This window comes from Amycolatopsis sp. NBC_01488 (genome assembly GCF_036227105.1).
In the GTDB taxonomy this organism is placed as follows: domain Bacteria; phylum Actinomycetota; class Actinomycetes; order Mycobacteriales; family Pseudonocardiaceae; genus Amycolatopsis.
The window spans coordinates 8,352,620-8,373,972 of record NZ_CP109434.1; the positions used below are offsets into that span (position 1 = coordinate 8,352,620).

The following is a 21,353-nucleotide window of genomic DNA, read 5'->3' on the forward strand; positions in this document are numbered from 1 at the left end:
CGCCACCACCCCACCAGCCCGGGAGGGGCCATGACCTCGATCGCGCCCGCCGCACCGGCGGTGGACCGCGCGCTGCCGCGCTGGTCGGCCCGCGCCTACGCGGACGCCGACCGGGCGGAAGTGCTCACGCTGTTCGCCGACCCCGGTTTCCGCTTCCGCACCGACCGGCCCGACACGCGGCCGGAGTGGGAGGTCCTCGAGCTCCTCGGCGACGACACGCGCGTGCTCCGCGCCGACGGCGAGCCCATCGGCCTCTACGCCCTCGAGCACGAGGGCAGCGAGCACGGCTGCCACTACGTCCTGCACCTGCGCCTGCGGTCCGGCGCCCCGGTGCACTGGTGGCGCGACGCGTACCACGAGATCGTGCGGGCCCTGCGGTGGCGGCACGAGGTGGTGCGGCTGTCGGTCCGGTTCCCCGAGTTCGACCCGGCGGGCCTCGCCTTCGCGCGGTCCGCCGGCCTCACCGAAGAGGGCACGCTCGCCGGCGTGACCACCCACGAGGGCCGTCGCCGCGGCACGGTCTACTTCTCCCAGGTCTGGTCGGAATCATGAAACTGCGCGGATACCGCGGCACCGACCGCGGGCTGCTGAGCGGGCCGTGGCTCGCCGGCGAGCTGCTGGGCCTGCCGATGGCGAACTGGCCGGTGCTCGCCGACCCGACGGAGGTCCCGCCGCCCGCCGGCCACGACGAAGAGCTGTGCGTCACCGACGGCGCCTTCGTCCGCTACACGGACATCGACTGGGTGCACCGGCGTGCCCGCCTCGAGATCGGCGTCCACCATGGACTGTCCGATGTGGACACGATTGTCGAAGAGGCCGTCGAGCACGGGTTCACCGGCCTGAACCTGCGGCGCCTGCACGGCTGGGTCACCCCGGCCGCGCGGCCCGGCACCCCAGCGCTGACCGCGGCCGGGTTCCGGCGCGAAGCGGTCGTCCCGGCCGCCACCTGGTTCGACGGCGCACCGGCCGCACGGGAGATCTGGGGGACGATCCGCCATGACTGAGCTGAGACCGCTTTCGCCCGCCGAGGCCGCCCAGGGACTACGCCGCGCCGGGGACGCCGCGCGCGGGTTCCTCGGCACCGACCCGGTCACCCAGAACGACGCACTGCTCGTGCGCGAGCTCACCCGCCGCGAAGCCCAGGTGTACGCCGCGGGCGGCGCGCTGGTCGGCTGCGTGCCGAACCGGGTGCAGCCACGCCAGGCGTACGTCTCGAGCACGTCCGCCGGGCCCGAGCCGGTGCACGCCCTGCTCGCGTACCTGGCCACCTACCAGCGGCGGACGTCGTTCGTCGCGCTGGTCCCCACCGACAGCACCGACGGCGCCGCCGCCTTTCTCGGGGCCGGGTTCGCGCGCACCGGCGTGCTGCCCGGCCACCGCTACGCCGGCCACGCCTTCCACGACGTGCTGGTCCTGGTGAAGGAGGAGCCATGCCGATCGTGACCGTCCGGCACTTCACCGACGAGGACGTCCCGCTGCGCACGGAACTGCTGCGCGAAGCACGGTTCACGGCCAACCTCACCGACTTCGCCGTCGGTTCCGGCGACGACGGCCTGAGGGCCGCGCAGCACCGCACCATCGCCGAGGAGCACCGCACCAAGCGGATCTTCACCGTGTGCGGCCCGCGCGACCGCGTGATGGGGTTCGCGTGGATCACCTCGATCGACTGGCGCGCGCAGCGTTGCGAGCTGTCCTTCGGCGTGCTGCCGCGTGACCGCGGGCTCGGCGCGCTCGCCGTCTACGCCGTGCACAAGCACCTGCGCGACGAGCTCAACATGCGCGTGATCGTCAACCAGGTCCTCACGCACAACACGATGTTCCTGTCCGCCGAAGCCCTCGAAGCCCAGCACCAGGTCCGGTGCGAACGGGACTCCTACACCGTCGGCGAGTGGCGCACGGCGTGCTACTGGACGCTGTCCGACGAGGACGTCCAGGCGCACGAGGCCTCGGCCGGAGAACGCCGCCGGGAGCTCGCCGAGCGGATCCGCGAGCGCATCGAGGCCCGGTCGTGACCGGGCGGGCCGGGTACCTGCGCACGCCCGCGATCTCCGGCGGCACCGTCTACTTCGCGTGTGAGGACGACCTGTGGTCGGTGCCCGCCGAGGGCGGCCGGGCGCACCGCCTGACCGCGGGCCCCGGCGAAGCCCGGCGGCCGCGGATCTCCCCGGACGGCACGGAAATCGCGTTCGTCGGCACCGACGACGGCCCGGCCGAGGTGTACGTCATGCCGGCCGAGGGCGGCCGTCCCCGCCGGCTGACCCACCAGGCGGGCCGCTGCCTCACCGTCGGCTGGCACCCGCACACCGGCGAGGTGCTCTACGCGACCGACGCCGAGCAGCCGTCCGGCTTCGGCGCGCGCCTGTTCTCGGTGCCGCCGGCGGGCGGTCCCCCGCGGCCGCTGCGGCTCGGCCCGGCCGACACGATCGCCTTCGGCGACGGCGTCGTCGTCGGCCGCAACACCGCGGATCCCGCGCGGTGGAAGCGATACCGGGGCGGCGGCACCGGCGAGCTGTGGTACGGCGAGCAGGAAACCGGGCCGTTCACGCGGCTCGTCGCGCTGCCCTGGAACGTCGCCGACCCCTGCTGGGCCGGCGGCCGCGTCCACTTCATCAGCGACCACGAGGGCATCGGCAACGTCTACTCGTGCCGGCCCGACGGCACCGGCCTGCGCCGCCACACCGACCACCACGACCACTACGCGCGCGGGCTCACCACCGACGGCACCCGGCTGGTCTACACCGCGGGCGCCCGGCTGCACCTGCTCGACGCGCTCGGCGCGCGGCCGGTGGCGGTCGACCTGGGCGGCGCGGCCCCGCAGCGGGGCCGCCGGTTCGCCCCCGCGGGCGAGTACTTCGACGGCGCCCGGCTCAGCCCCGACGGCACCCGGCTCGCGGTGACCGCGCGCGGCAAGGCGTTCACCTTCGCGCACTGGTCCGGGCCGGTCCGCGGCCACGGCAGCGCCGACGGCGTCCGCTACCGGCTGCTGCGCTGGCTGGCCGGCGGGCGGCAGCTCGTCGCCGTGGCCGCCGACGAGAGCCCGGACGAACGGATCGTGCTGATGGACGCCGAGGGCGGCGAGGACGCGGCGGTGCTGGTCGCCGGCGGCGTCGGGCACATCACCGAGCTGACCGCCTCGCCCGCGTCCGGGCTCGTCGCCTTCGCGACCAGCCGCCAGCGCGTGTGGACCGTGGACACCGCCGACGTGCTCCCCCGGCCCCGGCTCCTCGACGCCAGCCGGCACGAGCGCATCGAGGACCTCGCGTGGTCGCCCGACGGCCGGTGGCTGGCCTACACGTTCCCCGAGTCGCCGCGCACGTCGTCGATCAAGCTCGCCGACACCGCGTCCGGGCGGACCCACCGGGTCACCGAACCGGTCGTGCGGGACGCGCGCCCGGCGTTCGACCCGTCCGGGCGGTACCTCTACTTCCTCGGCCAGCGCGACCTCACGCCCGAGCTGGACCAGGTGCAGTTCGACGTCGGGTTCCCGTTCGGCTCCCGGCCCTACCTGATCACGCTGCGGGACGGTGAAGAGTCGCCGTTCGAGGCCCGGGCCGCCGTGCCGGGGCAGGCGCTGCCCGCCCCGCGCGGCGACGGCCGGGTGGAGGTGGACCTCGACGGGATTTCCCGGCGGGTAGCAGCCTTCCCCGTGCCTGAAGGCCGCTACAGCGACATCGCGGCGCTGCCCGGCCGGGTGCTGCTGCTGTCGGTGCCGCTCGCCGCGCCCGATCCGGCCCACCCGGACGCCGTCGGCGAGGGCACCGTGTCGCTGGTGGACCTCGGGACCGGCCGGGTCACCGCCGGCTGCCTCGGCCCGGTCGACGAGCTGGACGTGCGGGGCGACGTGGTGCTGCACCGCACCGACAGCCGGTTGCGGGTGCTGCGCGCCGACGCCGCCGGCGACCCGCCCGACGGCGAGGAGCCGGGCCCGGCGACCGGCTGGGTCGACCTCGGGCGCGTCAAGGTCCCGTTCGACCCGGCCGCCGAGTGGCGGCAGATGTTCCGCGAGGCGTGGCGGCTGCAACGCGAAGGCTATTGGGACGCGCAGATGTCCGGACTCGACTGGGACGCGGTGTACGACCGGTACGCGCCGCTCGCGGAGCTGGTGTCGTGCCGCGCCGAGCTGTCCGACCTGATCTGGGAACTGCACGGCGAGCTCGGCACCTCGCACGCGTTCGAGCGCGGCGGCGAATACCGCGCCGGGCCGGACGAAGCGCAGGGCTTCCTCGGCGTCGACTGGGACACCCCCGCCGACGGCTCTTCGTGGCGGATCGCCCGGATCCTGCGGGGCGACCCGTGGAACCCGAAGGCCGGTTCGCCGTGCGCCCGGCTCGGTGCCGACATCCGCGCGGGCGACGCCGTGGTCGCGGTCAACGGACGGCGGGTCGGCCCGGCGGGTCCCGGTGAGCTCCTGGTCGGGCAGGCCGACCGCGAGGTGGAGCTGACGGTGCGGCGGGCGGGCGTGGCCGAGCACCGCGTCGTCGTGCGGGCCTGCGCGAGCGAGGCGCGGGCGCGGTACCTGGACTGGACCGAGGGCAACCGCGCCTACGTGCGGGCGTTGTCCGGCGGGCGGCTGGGCTACCTGCACGTGCCCGACATGACGCGCGCCGGGTACGCCGACTTCGTCCGCGGCTTCCTCACCGAACTCGATCGCGACGGCCTGATCGTCGACGTCCGGTTCAACACCGGCGGGCACGTCTCGCCGCTGCTGCTCGACCGGCTGGCCCGGCGCCGCACCGGCACCGAGCACGGCCGCTGGAGCGGGATGGCGCCCTACCCCACGGAATCGCCACGCGGCCCGATGGCGACGTTGCTCAACGAGCACACCGGCTCCGACGGCGAGATCTTCGCCCACGTCTTCCGCGCGCTCGGGCTGGGCCCGCTCATCGGCAGGCGCAGCTGGGGCGGGGTGATCGCGACCTGGCCGCGGCACCGGCTGGTGGACGGCACGGTCACCACGCAGCCCGAGTTCCGCTACCGGTTCGGCGACGCGGGCGGCTCGCTGGAGAACCACGGCGTGGAACCGGATCTCGCGGTGGTGCCCGCCCCGGACCGGCTCCTGCCGGGCGAGGACGACCAGCTCGCCGCGGCCGTCGCGCACCTGCTGGCCGAACTGGGCGAGGACGCGGGCGAGCTGCCCGCGCCCCGGGCGGCGCTGCTGCTGCCGCAGGCGCCGTGACCGGCCACGTCGACGTCTGGCTGGTGCCGGTCCGTCCCCGGCCGGAGTGGCTCGGGCTGCTCGACGACGCCGAACGCGCCCGCGCCGCCCGGCTGGCCGCCACCCCCGCGGGCGACGTGTTCACGGCTTCCCGTGCGCTGCAACGTCTTTGGGGCGCTTCCGCGGTCGGCGTCCCGCCGTCGGAGGTGGTGATCGACCGGTCCTGCGAGCACTGCGGCGACCCCGGCCACGGCCGGCCGCGGCTGGCCGGCGCCCCCGCGTTCTCGGTGTCCCACACCGGGCACTGGCTGCTGCTGGCCGTGGCGGGCGCGGGGATCATCGGCGCGGACATCGAAGACCCGGCCGCGGCGGCCGACCCCGCCGGGCTGGCCGGGGTCGTCCTGTCGGCCGCCGAGCACCGTGAGTTCGCGGCCGCGGACCCGGCGCGGCGGCCGGCCCGGCTGCTGACCGCGTGGACCCGCAAGGAGGCGGCGATGAAGCTGGCCGGACTGGGCCTGGCCGCCGCCCCCGCGCGGGTGGACGTGCGAGGGCCGCAGGCCCGTTCGGACGTCCCGGGCTGGCCGCGCGAGCCCGTCCACCTGCGTTCCCTCGCCGTGCCCGGCGGCCACGTCGCGGCGCTGGCCACGACCGTGCCCGTCCGTGCCGTGCACCGGCGTGACCTGGCCGGACTCGACGCGCTGATGGCGGCGCCGCCGTGATCGCGACGGCAACGCCTCCCCGCGAAGCCGTCGTGGCGGGGCCCGCTCGCCCGTTCGGACGTACCCGGCCGGCCACGACGCGCGCGTGGCCGCAGCGCCGCCGTGATCGCAACGGCGAGGCCTGCCAGCGAGGCCGTCGTGGCCGGGCCCGCTCGCCCGGCCGGCCGCGGCGCCGCTCACGCGTACCGGGCCGGACGGCGAAGCCTCCCCACGAGACCGCCGTGGCGGGGCCCGCTCGCCCGTTCGGACGTACCCGGCCGGCCGCGCACCCGTGCACCCACACCCCCGCACCGTGCCCGGCGGCCATGTCGCGGCACCGGCCACGACCGCGCCCTGCACCGCCGTGACCTGGCCGAACTCAGCGCACGGACCGTCGTAGCCGGAGCGGCTCCAGGGGCACCCCTACCGCCGCGGAGCGGCAGGGGTTGCCAATCTGGGTAGCGAGTACCCATGTACGCGCATCTCCCCGAGTGCGAATCTCTTCGGCGTGAGCCAGACAGTAGAGCGCCCCGAGCAGGCCTCCCCCGAGGCACCGGCCTGGTGGACCGCCGCTCGCCTCCCCGGCGAGGCCGGCGGCGACCGGCCCGCCTGGGCGCTGCTCGCGGACGAGGTGCTGGCCGCCCTGCCCGCCGAAGGCGACTGGCCCGCCCCCGTCGACGCCGACGGCGACCGCGTCTTCCGCCACGCCGTGCTGCCCTTCGCCGCCGCCGCCCGCGAGCTGGTGGTGGCGCGGGTGCCCGCCGCGGAGCGCGTGTGGCCCGGCGTCGAGACCTGGCTCTGCGGGCAGCTCGCGGCGCTCGCGGCCCGCACCTTCGTGCTGGAACTGCACTCGGCGAAGAAGGCCGGCCTGCTGCGCGGCGCGACCGGACGGGACCGCTTCGTCGACTTCCTGCGCCTGCTCGGCAGCCGCGGCCACCTCGCCGGCGTGCTGGCCCGCCACCCCGTGCTGGGCCGGCTGCTCGCCCAGACCTGCCTGCGCACCGCGGACGCCGTCACGGAGCTGCTCACGCGGTTCGCCGCCGACCGCGCCGCCCTGCGCACCGGCCTGCTGGCCGGCAGCGCCGCAGAGCTGAGCGAGCTGACGCCGGGCGCGGGCGACGTGCACTCCGGTGGCCGCGCGGTGGCCGTGCTCGGCTTCGCCGACGGACGCCGGCTCGTCTACAAGCCGCGCCCGCTCGGCCTGCTCGCCCGCTGGGGCGACCTGCTGCGCTGGTTCGCGCAGGCGCGGCCCGGGCTCGCGCCGCGGCCGCCGGGCGTGCTGGCCCGCGACGGCTACGGCTGGGTCGAGTACGTGCCCGCGCGGCCGTGCGCCGACCAGGCCGGCGTCGAGCTGTTCTACCGCCGCCAGGGCGCGCTGCTGGCCCTCCTCTACGCGCTCGACGCCACGGACATGCACTGCGAGAACCTCATCGCGTCCGGCGACCAGCCGATGCTGGTGGACGTCGAAACCCTGTTCCACCCCGCGTTCGCCGCCCTGACCCGCAACGGCCCCGACCCGGCCGCCACCGCGCTGCACCGCTCGGTGGCCCGCACCGCCCTGCTGCCGACCCTGATGCTCGGCGAGCACGGTGCGCTCGACGTGTCGGCGTTCGGCGGCGGCAACGGCGAGCCGAGCCCGGGAGAAGTGCCGCACTGGAGCGGCGCCGGGACCGACGACATGCGCCTGGTCCGCGGGCCGCTGCCCTACGCCGGCGGCGCGAACCGCCCGGTGCTCGACGGGACCGAGGTCGACGCCGGGCTGTACCGGCAGAGCCTGCTGAGCGGCTTCCGCGCCGCCTACGAGTCCCTGGTCGACCGCCGCGCCGAGCTGCTCGCGCCCGGCGGTGCGCTGGCGGCGTTCGCGGGCGAGGAGATCCGTCTGGTGATGCGGCCGACGCAGGTCTACGCGACGCTGCTGACCGACTCGACGCACCCGGCGCACCTGGCCACGGGGGCCGCCCGGCCCGAGGCGTTCGCCTCACTCGCCGGCGAGCACGGGAAGGCCCACCTGCCCGTGCTCGTGCCCCACGAGATCACCGAGCTGTGCGCCGGGGACGTCCCCGTCTTCGCCGCCGACGCGGGCTCGGTCGACGTCACCACCGGCACCGGCGCGGTGCTGCCCGGCCTGCTGGCCGCGAGCGGCCTCGACCAGGCCCGCGCGAAGATCGCGCAGCTGTGCGCGGAGGACCTGCGCGAGCAGGAGTGGTTCGTGGAGGCCACGCTCGCCACCCGCCGCCCGGAGGTCCGCCACGCCGCGGGTGCGCCGCTGCCCGGCGCGGTCGCCGCCGTCGTGCCGGACAGCCAGCACCTGCTCGCGCTGGCCTCCGCGATCGGCGACGACCTCGTCGCCCGCGCCGCCCACGACGACGTGCGGGCCAACTGGGTCGGCTTGGAACTGCTCGACGGACGGCACTGGCTGGTGCTGCCGATGGGCGCCGGGCTCGCCGAGGGCTACTGCGGGACGGCGCTGTTCCTGGCCCAGCTGGGCCGGCTGACCGGCACCGCCCGGTACTCCGAGCTGGCCGCGAAGGCCGTGCGCACGCTGCCGGTGCTCGTCGAGGTCCTCGCTGACCACCCCGAGCTCGCGCGTGAAGTCGGCTCCGGCGGCTTCTTCGGGCTCGGCGGGATCTGCTATGCCTTGGCCCGCTTGGCATCCCTGCTCGGGGACCGTGCCCTCGCCGCCTGCCTGCCCGCCGCGATCTCCGCGACCGCAGCCGCCGACGCGGCCGCGCCCGCCGGCGTCGGCGAAGGCACCGCAGGCGCCCTCGCGGCGATGCACGCCGTGCACGCGGAAAGCGGGCTGCCCGAAGCGGCCGCGCTGGCCGCCACGCTCTCCCAGCGCCTCGCCGGGGCCCCGCGCCCCACCGCACCCGGCTTCCTCTGGGGCGCGGCGGGCGTCGACTGGGCCCTCGGCCGGGGCGGCCGGACCGCGGCGGACCCGGTGACCGACGACCTGGGCTGGTGCTCGGGCCTGGCCGGCCGGGTCCTCGCCGAGGCCGCCGGGCCGCGGCCCGGCGTCACCGCGCCGACGGCGGACGCGTTCTCGGCCGCGGTGGCCGCCCGGCCGCCGTCGGCCGACCAGTCGCTCTGCCACGGCGAGCTCGGCACCCTGGAAGCGCTCGTGGTGCTGGCCGGGCAGGGCCACGAACCGTCGGCCTCCGCGTTGCGGAGGGCGGCTTCGCGCCTAGTGGGCGCGGTGGAAGGACACGGGCTCCAATGCGGTACTCCGCACGGAGTAGCGAGCCCGGGCCTGCTGACCGGAACCGGGGGTATCGGTTTCGGGCTCTTGCGGGTCGGTTTTCCCGAACAAGTTCCGTCGGTTCTCCTGCTGGAGCCGTCGGGGCAATCCCGGTAATTGCCGCGAAACACACCTCATCACGGGAGTGAAGATGCGTAACGACACCAACTCCGGCGAATTCGACGCCACCCCGGCCGACGCCGAGGCCGACAGCCCGCTCGGCGCCGAGACGCCCGCCCAACCCAAGATCGGTGTCCGCGCGGGCATTCTCGCCGGGCTGACCCTCGGCGTCGCGAGCGCCGCGGTGGTCACGATGGACATCAGCACCGTGGTGAGCAACCACACGCACGCGTGACGTGCCCGGAACGGCACAAAGCGTGACAACATGCGAAATCTTGCCGTCCGAACAGTGGAATCTCCACCGGAAGACCACCGAATCCGTGACTCCGGTCTCTAAGGTGGCCGCATGCGCACCCGTGCCCCCGCTCTGGTCGGCCGAGAAACGGAAATCGACGAGATCGAGCGGGTGCTGGCCGACGCTCGCCGCTCGTCCGGATCGGCCGTTTTCGTCACGGGGGAACCCGGAATCGGCAAGACCCGGCTCGCCGCCGAAGCGGTGGGCCACGCCCTGGACGCGGGATTGGTGGTGCTGCGGGGACGCGGCAGCACCACCGGGCCCGCCGTGCCGTTCCGGGCGCTGACCGAGGCCCTGCTGTCCCTGGCCCGCACCGGCGGCCGCGAGCTGGTCGAACAGCTCGGGCCGTACCGGGCGGTGCTGGGCAGGCTGATCCCGGACTGGGCCGCCGGCACCGACACCGCGGGCGAGTCCTCGCTGGTGGTCCTCGCCGAGGCGACGCTGCGGCTCGCCGGGCTGGCCGGCGCGGGCCGCGGCTGCCTCTTCGTCGTCGACGACCTCCAGGACGCCGACGTGGAAACCCTCGCCGTGGTGGAGTACCTGACCGCCAACGTCCGCACGCAGCCGGTGGTCGTGCTGGCCACGCTGCGCGCCGAACCCTCGCCCGCGCTGGAGGCGGCCCACGCCGCCGCCCGGCGCGGCGAGGGCTTCCTCATGCCGCTGGACAGTCTCGGCCGCACCGAGGTGCGGGACGTGGTGGCGTCTTCGCTCGGCGCGGAGCCCGGCCAGGTGTCCGCCGACGTGGCCGAGCGCCTGTTCGCCGACAGCGCCGGCAACCCGCTGGTCGTCGAGGAACTGCTGCACAGCATGGTGGCGGCGGGCGAGCTGGTGAACGGCGCGGCGGGCTGGCGGTTCACCGGGCACGGCCGCAGCGCCGTGCCCTCGACGCTCGTCACGATCATCACCCGCCGCGCCGACCGCCTCGGCGAACGCGGCAAGCAGCTGCTCGCCATCGCCGCGGTGCTCGGCCGCCGGTTCCCGCTGTCGGTGGTGCAGCGGGTGAGCGAGCTGGACGACCACAGCCTGTTCGGCCACCTGCAGTCCGCCGTGGCCGCCCAGCTGCTCACCGCCGACGAGCGCGGCGAAGACTGGTACGCCTTCCGCCACCCGCTCACCGCCGAAGCACTGCTGACCCTGCTCAACCCGCCCGAACGCGTGGCGCTGTCGGCGAAGGCGGCCGACGCGGTGGTGGAGCTGCACCCGGATCTGCCGGGCGAGCTGTGCAGCCTGGCCGCGTCGCTGCGGCTGGGGGCCGGAGACCGCTGGGCCGCGGCCGACCTGTACCGCGAGGCCGCCCAGCGCGCGCTGGCCGAGGGGGCGCCGGGATCGGCGATCGCCGTGCTGGAGCACGCCGTCGACCTGCTCGGCGACGACGTCGATCGCGGCGGCGGACAGTCCGGCCGGTACCGGGACCTGTTGGAGCTGCTGCTGTTCGCGCTGGCGGAGGCGGGGCAGTTCGACCGGGCGGTGAAGGTCGCGCGCTCGCTGCGGCCCGCCGACGGCCGGGATTCCGCGCGCCAGATCCGCGTCCACGTCCGCCTGGCGTGGGCGGCGCAGGTCGCCGGGCGCTGGGCGGAGGGCTTCGAGCAGGTCGCCGCGGCCCGGGCGCTGCTGCCCGAGTCCGGGCTGGACGAGGAGTCCGTGGCGGTGGACGCCGTGGACGCGTACCTGTCGATCTCCGGTCCGGCCCCCGACCGGGTGCGCCGCAGCGAAGAGCTGGGCCGCCGCGCGGTCGCCGGTGCCGAGCGGATCGGCTCCCCGTCGACGGCGTGCCAGGCGCTCTACGCGGTCGGGTTCGTGGTGCGCGAGCGGGACATGGCCGAGTCCGACGAATGCTTCCGGCGCATGCTCGACAGCGCCGCGGAGCACCGGCTGACGAACTGGCGCAACTACGCACTGGTCGGCCTCGGCGGCAACGCCTGGTTGACGGCGGCGGACCCGTCCGGGCTGGAGACCGCGCGCGCCGAGGCGTTGCGCACCGGCGGGATCAGCCTGGCGTACAACGCGGAAGCCGTGCTGGGCCTGCATTCCGTGCTGTGCGGCCGGTTCGCCGAAGCCGAGCGACGGCTCGGCGCGTGCTACGCGGAGGCGTCGCGGATCAAGCTGCTCGCGGTCAGCCGGTACGTCCAGATGGCGCAGGCGGTGCTGGCCGGCCACCGCGGCGACCGCCGGGCGATGGAGAACGCGCTCGGCGACTTCCGGCGCGACGGCGGCGACACCGGACCCGAGGCACCGCTCGCACGCGGCCTGGCCCAGGTCTTCTGCTCGCTGCTGGAGGAGGACCGCGAGACCGCGCGCGCCGAGCTGGCCAAGCTCGCCGCCGACCAGACCCGTCAGCAGAGCACGTTCCACCTGGCGGGCACCCACGGCCTGAAGCTCCTGCTCGACGCCATCGCCGGCGACGCGACCTGGGACGACCACCGGCGCGTCGCCGCCGGAGCGGCCGCCGGGATGCGCTGGAACCGCCAGTTCGTCCTGCTGGCCGAGGCGGTGCTGCACGGCCGCGACAGCGCGCCCGACGCCGCCGCCGCGGCGATGCGCCGCGCGGACCAGGCGGCCACCCCGTTCGGCGTCGCCCGCCCGCTGGGCCTGCGCTTGACGGCGGAGCCCGCCGTCGACCACGGCTGGGGCGAGCCGGCGGAATGGCTCCGTGAAGCCGAAAGCCACTTCCACGGCGCGGACGTGATCCCGGTGGCCAGCGCCTGCCGCGCCCTGCTGCGCCGAGCCGGCGCCTCGGTGCAGCAACGCAGAACGGGAACCGAGCGGGTGCCCGAAAGCCTGCGCGCGATCGGCGTGACCCTGCGCGAGTACGAGGTGTTCGAGCTGCTCGCGTTTCGCCTCAGCAACAAGGCTTTGGCGGCGCGCCTGCACATCTCCCCGCGCACGGTGGAGAAGCACGTGGCGGCCCTGCTGATGAAGACCGCGGTCCGCGACCGCGCCGAACTGGCCCGGTTCGCGGCCGAGCGCTCGTCGGCCTCGGAGGTGTGACTCCGGGAACCGGCCCCCGCAGCAGCCGTTATTCAGGCTTCGTCGGCGGGGTGGTCCCGGTCCGTTCGTCGCCGTAGCTCAGCCAGGTCCCGATCGGGGCGCGCTGCCCGACGCCCGGACGGCTGTAGTCGCACACCCCGCCGGGGAACGCCGCGCGCAGCCGCTTGCGGTCCGCCGCGGTGAAGGTGACCGGGTAGTCGCGGAAGTCCAGCGGCCGGAGCCGGCACTTCAGCACATCGAGGGACAGCTTCTCCCCCGCGACCATCCGGGTGTCGGCCGCCACCGGGTACTGCGTGCCGCACCGGCCGCTCGCCGGGTACGTCAGCTTCTCGGTGATCCGCGACGCCGCGGACAGGTAGCACCCGTCGCCGAGATCGGCCGGCCGGTTCGCCAGCACCTTCTGCTGGAGACTCCGGTGTGACCCGTCGGCGTCGATCGCGGTCAGCCAGCGGTCCATCGCGTCGAGCTCGTAGCCACTGGCGGCGGCCGCTTCGGCCGCGGTGGCGTGGTTCTCGACGATGACCTGGTTGCCCGCGGTGCCGTTGGCGCGCAGAAGCCGTTGCCGCATCACGTAAGACCATTCGGTGGTGTGGATGTCGTTGCCGAACCCGGCGAGGTCGAGATCGGTCCGCTGGTCGATGATCGGCGTTTCCCGCAAGCCTTGCGACGCGGAGTTCACGATGTCGTCAGCGTACACCGCGTCGAGCGCCTTCGGATCGGCCTCCGTCCGCTGTGCCACGGGTGTTCCGGTGTGGTCGAGGCCGCCGATGGTGGCGTTGAGGTCAGCGAACTGCGCCGCGGTGATCGTCCCGGCCTTCAGCGCGGCCAGGCCGTACTGCACGCCGGTGGTGTCCAGCGTGCTGCGGACGAACCCGGTCCTCGGGTCCCGCCCGACCTGGTTGACCAGCTGCTCATTGGAATTGCACTTCACCCCGCGCGGGTTGGTGACCGGATCCCACCGCGCCGAAACCGGGATGGCCGCGTTGCAGCTGCCGGTGGCGGTGGCGCGGCTGGCGAAGGTCTGGTCCCAGGAGACGCAGGTGTCGTAGCTGGGGAAGCCCGCGACGGCCTGTTTCTGCGCCGCGGTGAACGACGCGCCCGGCCCGGCGAAGTACCGGTCCAGCAGGCGGCAGTCCGACACCGGGCCGCCCACGCTCAGCGGGTCCGGGAACGAGACGCCGGGGATGATGCCGTCGACGATGCCGGGGTAGTTCTCGGCGATGTCGTACTGCTGGATCGCGCCGCCCGAGCCACCCCAGCCGATGGTGTGGGCGACCGGGCCGTAGGTCTCGATGAAGTGCTCCTTGACCATCATCGCCGCTTCGGCAGAGATGATCGGGCTGCAGTTGTTGTCGAGCACGTTCAGGCTCGACGACGCAACCGCGTAGCCCTGGGCCAGGAACAGGTCGCTGACCACCCCGCCGGTCGAGGCGCCCTGGTGGTAGCCCGCGTTGCAGCCGCCGCCGAAGGTGTAGACCAGCTTCCCGTTCCAGCTGTGGCCGGGCGCGACGGGCGACGGCGCGCCGTCGTAGAGCGCCGCCATCTCGTAGACGGCGCGGTCGATCGTGCCGCGTTCGACGCGGACCACGTACGGCACCGCGTGCCCGCCGACCGCGGCCGTCGCGAGGTCCGCGGGCCGGGTCGCCGGGTCCGTCAGCGGCGCGAACGTCCCGGCGGTGGTCTTGTACTGGTAGCTCACCTGGGTCGGCGCGCTGCAGAACGGCTGCGACGCCGGGGGCAGGCCGAACGCCTGGGTCTCGCAGTAGAACGGGTGCTGCTGCGCGCCGGAGAAGACGGGCCCGGTGATCGGGTGGTTGGTGACGCGCAGGGTCGCGCCGCGCCCGTTCGCCCTGGCGCTCAGGTCGTTGGCGCCGGTGCGCAGGCCGGTCACCAGGCCGAGCAGGCTGCCGTCCGGCTGGACGTGGAAGCTCGAGGTGACGTCGTGGCCGTCGGCGCTGACGCGGACCCGCCCGGCTTGCGTTCGCTCCGGTGGGACGACCTTGACCAGGACTTGTCCCCCGCTGACGAGCGCGGGCCGCGGGTTCGACACCGTCTCGATCGTCAGCTGCCGCCCGGGCGGCGTGGCCACCGCGGTCGCGGTCCCCATCAGGAGGACGGGCGCGGTCAGGGCCGCCACCACGAGGGATGAGCGCAAAGTACGGGTCGCCACCAGCTACTCCGCTCGGTCGTGGCATCGCGTCCTCGCGACACCGGCCAGCTGCCTGGTATAGCACCTGCGGCCCGGCCGGAACAACGTCCGTGAGCCCGTCCTCGAGGCGGCCGGTGATCAGCGCCAGGTTCCGACACCGTCGACGAGCCGGGCGATCATGTCGTCGGAGGCGGCCTCACGCTGCATCGCCGTGCGGTAGACGATCGGGCCGACCAGCATCGCGGTCAGGTTCGCCGGATCCACCTCGATCGTCAGCTCGCCGCCGGCGACCGCGAACCGGATCGCGGCTTCGAGCCGTTCGCCGATCGCCTTGTTGGACTCGTCGCGCCGGCGGGCGATCTCCGGGTCCCAGATCGCCGACTGCATCAACGTCAGCGACAGGCCGGCCACGGCCGGGGCCATCAGCTCGTCGGCCAGCTGCCGGAGCTGCCGGTGCAGCCATCGCCGGACCGGCGCCTCGGGGTCCTTGAACAACGGCAGGTCGGCGCCGGCCATGACGTCGAGCAGCAGCTGGTCGGACCGCGGCCAATGCCGGTAGACGGTGGCCCGGCCCACGCCGGCCTCTTCGGCCAGGCGCTGGTGAGTGACGGCGACGGGCCCCGCGGAGGACCAGTTCGCCAACTACGCCGCGATGCACGCCTACATGGCCGAACTCGTCGCCGGGTTGCGCGCCGATCCCGGCACGGGCCTCCTCGGCGACGTGATCCGCCGGCACGACGACGAGATCACCGACGAGGAGCTGATCGGCTTCGGCAACCTGCTGCTCATCGCCGGCCACGAAACGACGTCGAACATGATCGCGCTCGGCACGCTGACGCTGCTGCGGCACCCGGACCAGCTGGCCGCCGTCCGCGACGACGAGGACGTGGCGACTCCGGCGATCGAAGAGCTGCTGCGCTCCCTGTCCATCGTCACCTACCTCGACCGGCGCGCGACGACGGGCCTGGAGATCGCCGGCCACCGGATCGCGGAGGGTTCCTGGCTGTCGCTGTCGGTACTGGCCGCGAACCACGACCCCGCCCTCGTCGGACCGGACGCCGGCCTCGACGTGCGCCGCAAACCGGTTCCCCACCTCGCTTTCGGGTTCGGCGCCCAGTGCCTCGGGCAGCAGCTGGCCCGGATCGAGCTGAAAGCGGCGCTGCCGGCTTTGCTGCGCCGCTTCCCGGCCCTGCGCCTGGCCGTGCCGTTCGAGCAGCTCGAATTCCGGACCGTCTCCCCCATCCACGGCGTCGCGTCCCTGCCGGTGACCTGGTGACCGGCGAGGCCTGAAGTCGCCGGCGGTCCGGTGCCCGGCCGAAACTCGATCGAAAGTCTTTGCGGGCCGGCGATGCACCGTGTTCTTCTGCTTGCGGTAAGTGACTACGTCGACTCGTCCAGGTCATCGGCGACCCTGCGGTGGGCAGCTCCTGGGCGCACGCCTGGTAAAGGAGACCCCATGGCACGAAGTTCGCCGGCCCCGCGCAGAGGGTGGCGATCGCCCGGCACCCGGGCACTGGCCGCGGCGGCCACCGTCGCCGCGACGGCCGCGGTCCTGGTGACCGCGCCGGGCGCCGACGCCGCGGCCAGTACCCTGGGGGCCGCGGCCGCGCAGTCCGGCCGGTACTTCGGCACCGCGATCGCCGCGGGCAGACTCGGCGACTCCGCCTACACCACCATCGCCGCACGCGAGTTCACCATGGTCACGCCCGAAAACGAGATGAAGCCCGACGCGACCGAACCCAGCCAGAACCAGTTCTCCTTCTCCGCCGGCGACCAGGTCTACAACTGGGCGATCAGCCACGGCGCCCAGGTCCGCGGCCACACCCTGGCCTGGCACTCCCAGCAGCCGGGCTGGATGCAGAGCATGGGCGGCAGCGCGCTGCGCAGCGCGATGATCAACCACATCCAGAAGGTGATGGCCCACTACCAAGGCAAGCTCGCCTACTGGGACGTGGTCAACGAAGCCTTCAACGAGGACGGCAGCCGCCGCTCGTCGAACCTGCAGAGCACCGGCAACGACTGGATCGAGGTCGCGTTCAAGACCGCCCGCGCGGCCGACCCCTCGACGAAGCTCTGCTACAACGACTACAACATCGACAACTGGAACTACGCCAAGACCCAGGGCGTCTACAACATGGTGCGGGACTTCAAGTCCCGCGGCGTGCCGATCGACTGCGTCGGCCTGCAAGGCCACTTCACCGGCGGCAGCTCGGTCCCGAGCAGCCTCCAGACCACGATCTCCGGCTTCGCCGCGCTCGGCGTCGACGTCGCGCTCACCGAGGTCGACGTCACGAACGCGTCCACGTCACAGTACGCGGCGCTGACGCAGGCGTGCATGAACGTCGCGCGCTGCGTCGGGATCACCGTGTGGGGCGTGCGGGACAGCGACTCGTGGCGGTCCAGCGAGAGCCCGCTGCTGTTCGACGGCAACGGAAACAAGAAGGCCGCCTACAACTCGGTGCTGAACGTCCTCAACTCCGGCAGCGGGACACCCACGACCACGCCGACTAACCCGACGACAACCCCGACGACACCGACGACCCCGACCACGCCGGGCGGTGGGAGCTGCACCGCGGCACTGTCGGCCGGGCAGTCCTGGAGCGACCGGTACAACCTCACCGTCTCGGTCAGCGGGGCCAGTTCGTGGACGGTCACCATGACCGTGCCGAGTCCCGCGCGGATCAGCGCCACCTGGAACATCAACGCGACCTGGCCCAGCAGCCAGGTCCTCCTCGCGACGCCCAACGGAAACGGCAACAACTGGGGCGTCACCATCCAGCACAACGGGAACTGGAACTGGCCCACCGTCCGCTGCAGCACTTCCTGAAGGGGCGCACGGGTGGCTCGTCCGCGGCGGCTGCGCCGACGAATGAGCCACCCGTGCGATCACGCCAAATGTTAGCGCTAACAGTGCTCCTCGACGACGAGGACACCGATCCGGAGAGGTCGTCATGAACAGAGGAAGTACCCGCCACCGCCGCCTGTCGCTGATCGCGCTGCTCATCGCCGCGATGACGATCGCGGTGACGGTGGTGTTGGGGACCGAAGCGGCCCAGGCCGACGTCACCGGTGCGCTGCGCGGTGTCGGATCCGGCCGATGTCTGGATGTGTCGAACGCCAGCCAGAACGACGGTTCGTCCGTGCAGGTCTACGACTGCTCGGGCGGCGCGAACCAGCAGTGGACGTCCACGGACAGCGGCGAATTGAGGGTCTACGGCGGCAAGTGCCTGGACGTACCCGCCGGCGCCACCACCGCCGGCACCCGGCTGCAGATCTGGACCTGCCACGGCGGAGCCAACCAGCAATGGCGGGTCAACGCCGACGGCACGGTGGTCGGCGTGCAGTCCGGGCTCTGCCTGGACGTCACCGGCGCCGGCACCGCCAACGGCACCGCGGTCGAGCTCTGGACCTGCACCGGCGGCAGCAACCAGAAATGGACCGGCCTGTCCACCACACCTCCCACCACCACGACCGGGGGAGGCAGCAGCTGCACGCTGCCCGCGACCTACCGCTGGTCCTCGACGGGCGTTTTGGCGACGCCGAAGAACGGGTGGGTCTCGCTCAAGGACTTCACCAATGTCGTCTACAACGGCAAGCACCTCGTCTACGCGTCGAACGTCTCAGGATCCTCCTACGGCTCCATGGCCTTCACCCCGTTCACGAACTGGTCCGACATGGCCTCGGCCGGCCAGACCGGCATGAACCAGGCCGCGGTGGCGCCCACGCTGTTCTACTTCGCACCGAAGAACATCTGGGTACTGGCCTACCAATGGGGCGCCTCACCCTTCAGCTACCGCACGTCGAGCGACCCCACCAACCCCAACGGCTGGTCCTCGCCGCAGCCGCTGTTCACCGGCAGCATCTCCGGCTCCGGCACCGGCCCGATCGACCAGACCCTGATCGCCGACGGCTCGACCATGTACCTGTTCTTCGCCGGTGACAACGGCAAGATCTACCGGGCGAGCATGCCCATCGGGAACTTCCCGAGCAGCTTCGGCTCGTCCTACACCACCGTCATGAGCGACTCCACCAACAACCTGTTCGAAGCGGTCCAGGTCTACAAGGTCCAGGGCCAGAGCCAGTACCTCATGATCGTCGAGGCGATCGGCGCGAACGGCCGCTACTTCCGTTCGTTCACCGCGAGCAGCCTGAGCGGCTCGTGGACCCCGCAGGCCGCCAGCGAAAGCAACCCCTTCGCGGGCAAGGCCAACAGCGGCGCCGGCTGGACCAACGACATCAGCCACGGTGACCTGGTCCGCACCAACCCGGACCAGACCATGACCGTCGACCCCTGCAACCTGCAACTGCTCTACCAAGGCAAATCCCCCTCCGCCGGCGGCCCCTACGACCAGCTGCCGTGGCGACCGGGCGTCCTGACCCTGCAGCGCTAACCGACACCCTTCTCCGCGAAGGACCCCAGCCGGCCACCGGCTGGGGTCCTTCAGCGGCGCCGATCGACGCTCAGCCCGGGCCCTGCGGTCGAAGGGTGCGACTACGTGCTGCACGTCGCCTCGCCGACCCAGGCCGCCTCGGCGAACGCGCCTCGAAGCAGCCCGATCACCGGGGCGGCCGAGCAGACCGGGCAACCACGGGCGAATTCAGGCGAGACCGCGAGAACCCCTTTCCCGATCCGTCTTCCCCGGCTACAGTCCAGAGCCATTGGGAGCGCTCCCAGCCTTTTCGGTCCGGCGATGTTCCGGGGCGAGAACAGTGCTGTGCCCGGCACCTTCGTGCGCCGGGACGGCCGTTTTCGCGCCGGCGCCACCCCGTCGCTCGAAGGAGAAGGTGCATGCGAAGCAGGACAGTGGCAGCCGGTGTGCTCGCCGCGGTGGCCGCGACCGGTGTCGTCGCCGCGACCACGTGGGCGGGTGCGCAGGCTGCCGGATCGGCGTACTACGTCGATCCGGGCACCAATGCGGCCCAGTGGGTCGCGGCGAACCCCGGCGACTCGCGCGCGGCGGTCATCCGCGACCGCATCGCCGCGGTGCCGCAGGCGAGGTGGTTCACCACCACGAACACCGCCACGGTGCGCGGCGAGGTGGACGCCTACACCGCGGCCGCGGCCGCCGCGGGGAAGATCCCGATCATGGTCGTCTACGACATCCCCAACCGCGACTGCGGCGGCGCGAGCAGCGGTGGCGCGCCGTCCCACGACGCCTACCGGGCGTGGATCGACCAGGTGGCGGCCGGCCTGGCGGGCCGTCCCGCGGCCATCGTGCTCGAGCCCGACGTGCTGGCGCTCATGACCAGCTGCCAGAGCGGTGACCAGCAGAGCCAGACCACCGCGTCGATCGCGTACGCGGGCAAGCGGCTCAAAGCGGGCTCCGCCCAGGCGAAGGTGTATTTCGACATCGGCCATTCCGCGTGGCTTTCGCCCGGCGACGCCGCGACGCGGCTGCGGGCCGCCGACGTCTCCACCAGCGCCGACGGCATCTCCACCAACGTGTCCAACTACCGCGCGACCGGCGACGAAGTCGCCTACGACAAGGCGGTCCTCGACCAGGTCGGCGACTCGCGGCTGAAAGCGGTGATCGACACGAGCCGCAACGGCAACGGGCCGCAGGGCAGCGAATGGTGCGACCCCGCCGGGCGCGCGATCGGCACCCCGAGCACCGACCAGACCGGTGACAGCCGGATCGACGCCTTCCTCTGGATCAAGCCGCCGGGTGAGGCGGACGGTTGCCTCGCCACGGCCGGCCAGTTCGTGCCGCAGCGGGCCTACGACCTCGCCGTCGCGGCCGGTCCGGTCCCGACCACCACGACCCCCACCACTCCCACTCCCCCGACCAGCACGACCCCGCAGCCCTCCGGCGGGTGCAAGGTCACGCAGCGGGTGGTCAGCACCTGGTCGTCCGGGTACACCGGCGAAATCGTCATCGAGAACCGAGGCGCGCCCGTCGACCACTGGACCCTGACCTTCTCCGCCCCCGGGGTGACCGTCAGCCAGGGCTGGAACGGAACCTGGGCCGACACCGGCGACGTCGTCAAGGTCGACAACGCGGCGTGGAACGGCACCCTCGGCACCGGCGCCACCACCACGATCGGCTACAACGCGAGCTACCCCGGCAGCGCACCGCCGTTCCGGTCGGCGACCCTGAACGGGACCTCCTGCGCCTGATCACCGGCGTCCATCCCACGAAGCCTCCGCGGAGGATCCTTCCGCGGAGGCTTCGCCCGCCTCAAGGGCGGCCGGGGAGAGCCGGGTTGTCGAGCACCCGACGCGCAAGGAGGTCCGTGCGGCCGAACAGCTGCTGGGCGAGCACCTTGGCCCGCCACTGCGGACCGAGTCCGGGACCACGCGCCACGCACTGGCCGAGCAGGGTCGCGTCGGTCGCGGACATCGTGGTCTGGGACCACCGGTTCGGGTGGATTCGCGTGCCCCAGCGAGCTCCGGCGGCGCGATCTCGACCAGGAACCCGACGTTGCCGTAGTTCACCCCGAGCACCGGCACCGGCCGGTCCACGGCCAGCCGCAGCGCGCCCAGCATCGTCCCGTCCCCGCCGAGACTGACGATGGCGTCCACCCCGCCCGCGAACGCGGTGTCGGACACCACCGCCACGCCGGTCCCGGCCTGCGCGGCGTCCGTTTCCCGCACCACGAGCTCGATCCCGTGGCGCGCGGCGTGGGAGACGAGCACCTCGACCGACTCGCGCACCGGCTTCCGCGGGTGCGCCACCACTCCGACGCGGGTGATCTCGGAATCCGGCACA

Annotated in this window: 16 protein-coding genes; 13 read left to right on the plus strand and 3 right to left on the minus strand. The window is 73.6% G+C overall.

Translation table 11 applies throughout. The features are described from left to right. The first annotated feature begins 30 nt into the window (after positions 1-30). The 9 genes from OG738_RS39165 (at position 31) to OG738_RS39205 (ending at position 12,494) form a co-directional block, all read left to right on the plus strand. Positions 31-552 carry a hypothetical protein gene (locus OG738_RS39165; RefSeq protein ID WP_329048655.1) on the plus strand — a complete coding sequence of 174 codons (522 nt, stop codon included), beginning with the start codon at positions 31-33 and terminating at the stop codon, positions 550-552. Beyond that, complete coding sequence (locus OG738_RS39170) at positions 549-1,004, plus strand: hypothetical protein (RefSeq protein ID WP_329048656.1); 456 nt, start codon at positions 549-551, stop codon at positions 1,002-1,004. The genes OG738_RS39165 and OG738_RS39170 overlap by 4 nt, the downstream gene beginning before the upstream one ends. After that, on the plus strand, positions 997-1,443 hold the full coding sequence (locus tag OG738_RS39175; RefSeq protein ID WP_329048657.1) for a hypothetical protein: 447 nt from the start codon (positions 997-999) through the stop codon (positions 1,441-1,443). The genes OG738_RS39170 and OG738_RS39175 overlap by 8 nt, the downstream gene beginning before the upstream one ends. Further along, positions 1,431-2,012: a GNAT family N-acetyltransferase gene (locus OG738_RS39180; protein ID WP_329048659.1), complete on the plus strand. Its 582-nt coding sequence runs from the start codon at positions 1,431-1,433 to the stop codon at positions 2,010-2,012. Before OG738_RS39175 ends, OG738_RS39180 begins: the two co-directional genes overlap by 13 nt. Next, positions 2,009-5,176 carry a S41 family peptidase gene (locus OG738_RS39185; protein WP_329048660.1) on the plus strand — a complete coding sequence of 1,056 codons (3,168 nt, stop codon included), beginning with the start codon at positions 2,009-2,011 and terminating at the stop codon, positions 5,174-5,176. Before OG738_RS39180 ends, OG738_RS39185 begins: the two co-directional genes overlap by 4 nt. Then, positions 5,173-5,874, plus strand: a complete 702-nt coding sequence (locus OG738_RS39190) for a 4'-phosphopantetheinyl transferase family protein (RefSeq protein ID WP_329048662.1) — start codon at positions 5,173-5,175, stop codon at positions 5,872-5,874. Before OG738_RS39185 ends, OG738_RS39190 begins: the two co-directional genes overlap by 4 nt. 487 nt (positions 5,875-6,361) lie before the next feature. After that, positions 6,362-9,208 (plus strand): type 2 lanthipeptide synthetase LanM family protein, encoded by a 2,847-nt coding sequence (locus OG738_RS39195; RefSeq protein ID WP_329048664.1) that lies wholly within the window; start codon positions 6,362-6,364, stop codon positions 9,206-9,208. Positions 9,209-9,242: 34 nt separating this feature from the next. Further along, positions 9,243-9,446, plus strand: coding sequence for a hypothetical protein (locus OG738_RS39200; RefSeq protein ID WP_329048666.1), 204 nt, complete (start codon positions 9,243-9,245; stop codon positions 9,444-9,446). A 111-nt stretch (positions 9,447-9,557) separates the two neighbouring features. Beyond that, complete coding sequence (locus tag OG738_RS39205; RefSeq protein WP_329048667.1) at positions 9,558-12,494, plus strand: AAA family ATPase; 2,937 nt, start codon at positions 9,558-9,560, stop codon at positions 12,492-12,494. A 28-nt stretch (positions 12,495-12,522) separates the two neighbouring features. On the opposite strand, the gene OG738_RS39210 is transcribed toward OG738_RS39205, so the two are convergent. Together OG738_RS39210 and OG738_RS39215 are read right to left on the minus strand one after the other, a co-directional pair. Continuing rightward, entirely contained in the window at positions 12,523-14,664 is a 2,142-nt protein-coding gene (locus OG738_RS39210; RefSeq protein ID WP_329048669.1) for a DUF6351 family protein, read from the minus strand. A 117-nt stretch (positions 14,665-14,781) separates the two neighbouring features. Continuing rightward, positions 14,782-15,219, minus strand: a complete 438-nt coding sequence (locus OG738_RS39215; protein WP_329048670.1) for a TetR-like C-terminal domain-containing protein — start codon at positions 15,217-15,219, stop codon at positions 14,782-14,784. Positions 15,220-15,247: 28 nt separating this feature from the next. On the opposite strand from OG738_RS39215, the gene OG738_RS39220 reads away from it, so the two are divergent. From OG738_RS39220 to OG738_RS39235, 4 genes are all read left to right on the plus strand, one after another. Next, positions 15,248-15,919, plus strand: coding sequence for a cytochrome P450 (locus OG738_RS39220; protein WP_329048672.1), 672 nt, complete (start codon positions 15,248-15,250; stop codon positions 15,917-15,919). Positions 15,920-16,099: 180 nt separating this feature from the next. Then, positions 16,100-17,470 carry an endo-1,4-beta-xylanase gene (locus tag OG738_RS39225; RefSeq protein WP_329048673.1) on the plus strand — a complete coding sequence of 457 codons (1,371 nt, stop codon included), beginning with the start codon at positions 16,100-16,102 and terminating at the stop codon, positions 17,468-17,470. A gap of 124 nt (positions 17,471-17,594) precedes the next feature. Beyond that, complete coding sequence (locus OG738_RS39230) at positions 17,595-19,034, plus strand: non-reducing end alpha-L-arabinofuranosidase family hydrolase (protein ID WP_329048675.1); 1,440 nt, start codon at positions 17,595-17,597, stop codon at positions 19,032-19,034. Between the two features lie 413 nt (positions 19,035-19,447). After that, positions 19,448-20,761, plus strand: coding sequence for a glycoside hydrolase family 6 protein (locus OG738_RS39235; RefSeq protein WP_329056963.1), 1,314 nt, complete (start codon positions 19,448-19,450; stop codon positions 20,759-20,761). On the opposite strand, the gene OG738_RS39240 is transcribed toward OG738_RS39235, so the two are convergent. Continuing rightward, positions 20,762-21,352 carry an NAD(+)/NADH kinase gene (locus OG738_RS39240; RefSeq protein WP_329048676.1) on the minus strand — a complete coding sequence of 197 codons (591 nt, stop codon included), beginning with the start codon at positions 21,350-21,352 and terminating at the stop codon, positions 20,762-20,764. Position 21,353: the final 1 nt, after the last annotated feature.

Excerpts from the sequence above, each read along its gene's own strand:
- OG738_RS39165 (WP_329048655.1), top strand. The coding sequence starts at position 31 with ATGACCTCGATCGCGCCCGCCGCACCGGCGGTGGACCGCGCGCTGCCG.
- OG738_RS39170 (WP_329048656.1), top strand. The coding sequence starts at position 549 with ATGAAACTGCGCGGATACCGCGGCACCGACCGCGGGCTGCTGAGCGGG.
- OG738_RS39175 (WP_329048657.1), top strand. The coding sequence starts at position 997 with ATGACTGAGCTGAGACCGCTTTCGCCCGCCGAGGCCGCCCAGGGACTA.
- OG738_RS39180 (WP_329048659.1), top strand. The coding sequence starts at position 1,431 with ATGCCGATCGTGACCGTCCGGCACTTCACCGACGAGGACGTCCCGCTG.
- OG738_RS39200 (WP_329048666.1), top strand. The coding sequence starts at position 9,243 with ATGCGTAACGACACCAACTCCGGCGAATTCGACGCCACCCCGGCCGAC.
- OG738_RS39205 (WP_329048667.1), top strand. The coding sequence starts at position 9,558 with ATGCGCACCCGTGCCCCCGCTCTGGTCGGCCGAGAAACGGAAATCGAC.
- OG738_RS39225 (WP_329048673.1), top strand. The coding sequence starts at position 16,100 with ATGGCACGAAGTTCGCCGGCCCCGCGCAGAGGGTGGCGATCGCCCGGC.
- OG738_RS39230 (WP_329048675.1), top strand. The coding sequence starts at position 17,595 with ATGAACAGAGGAAGTACCCGCCACCGCCGCCTGTCGCTGATCGCGCTG.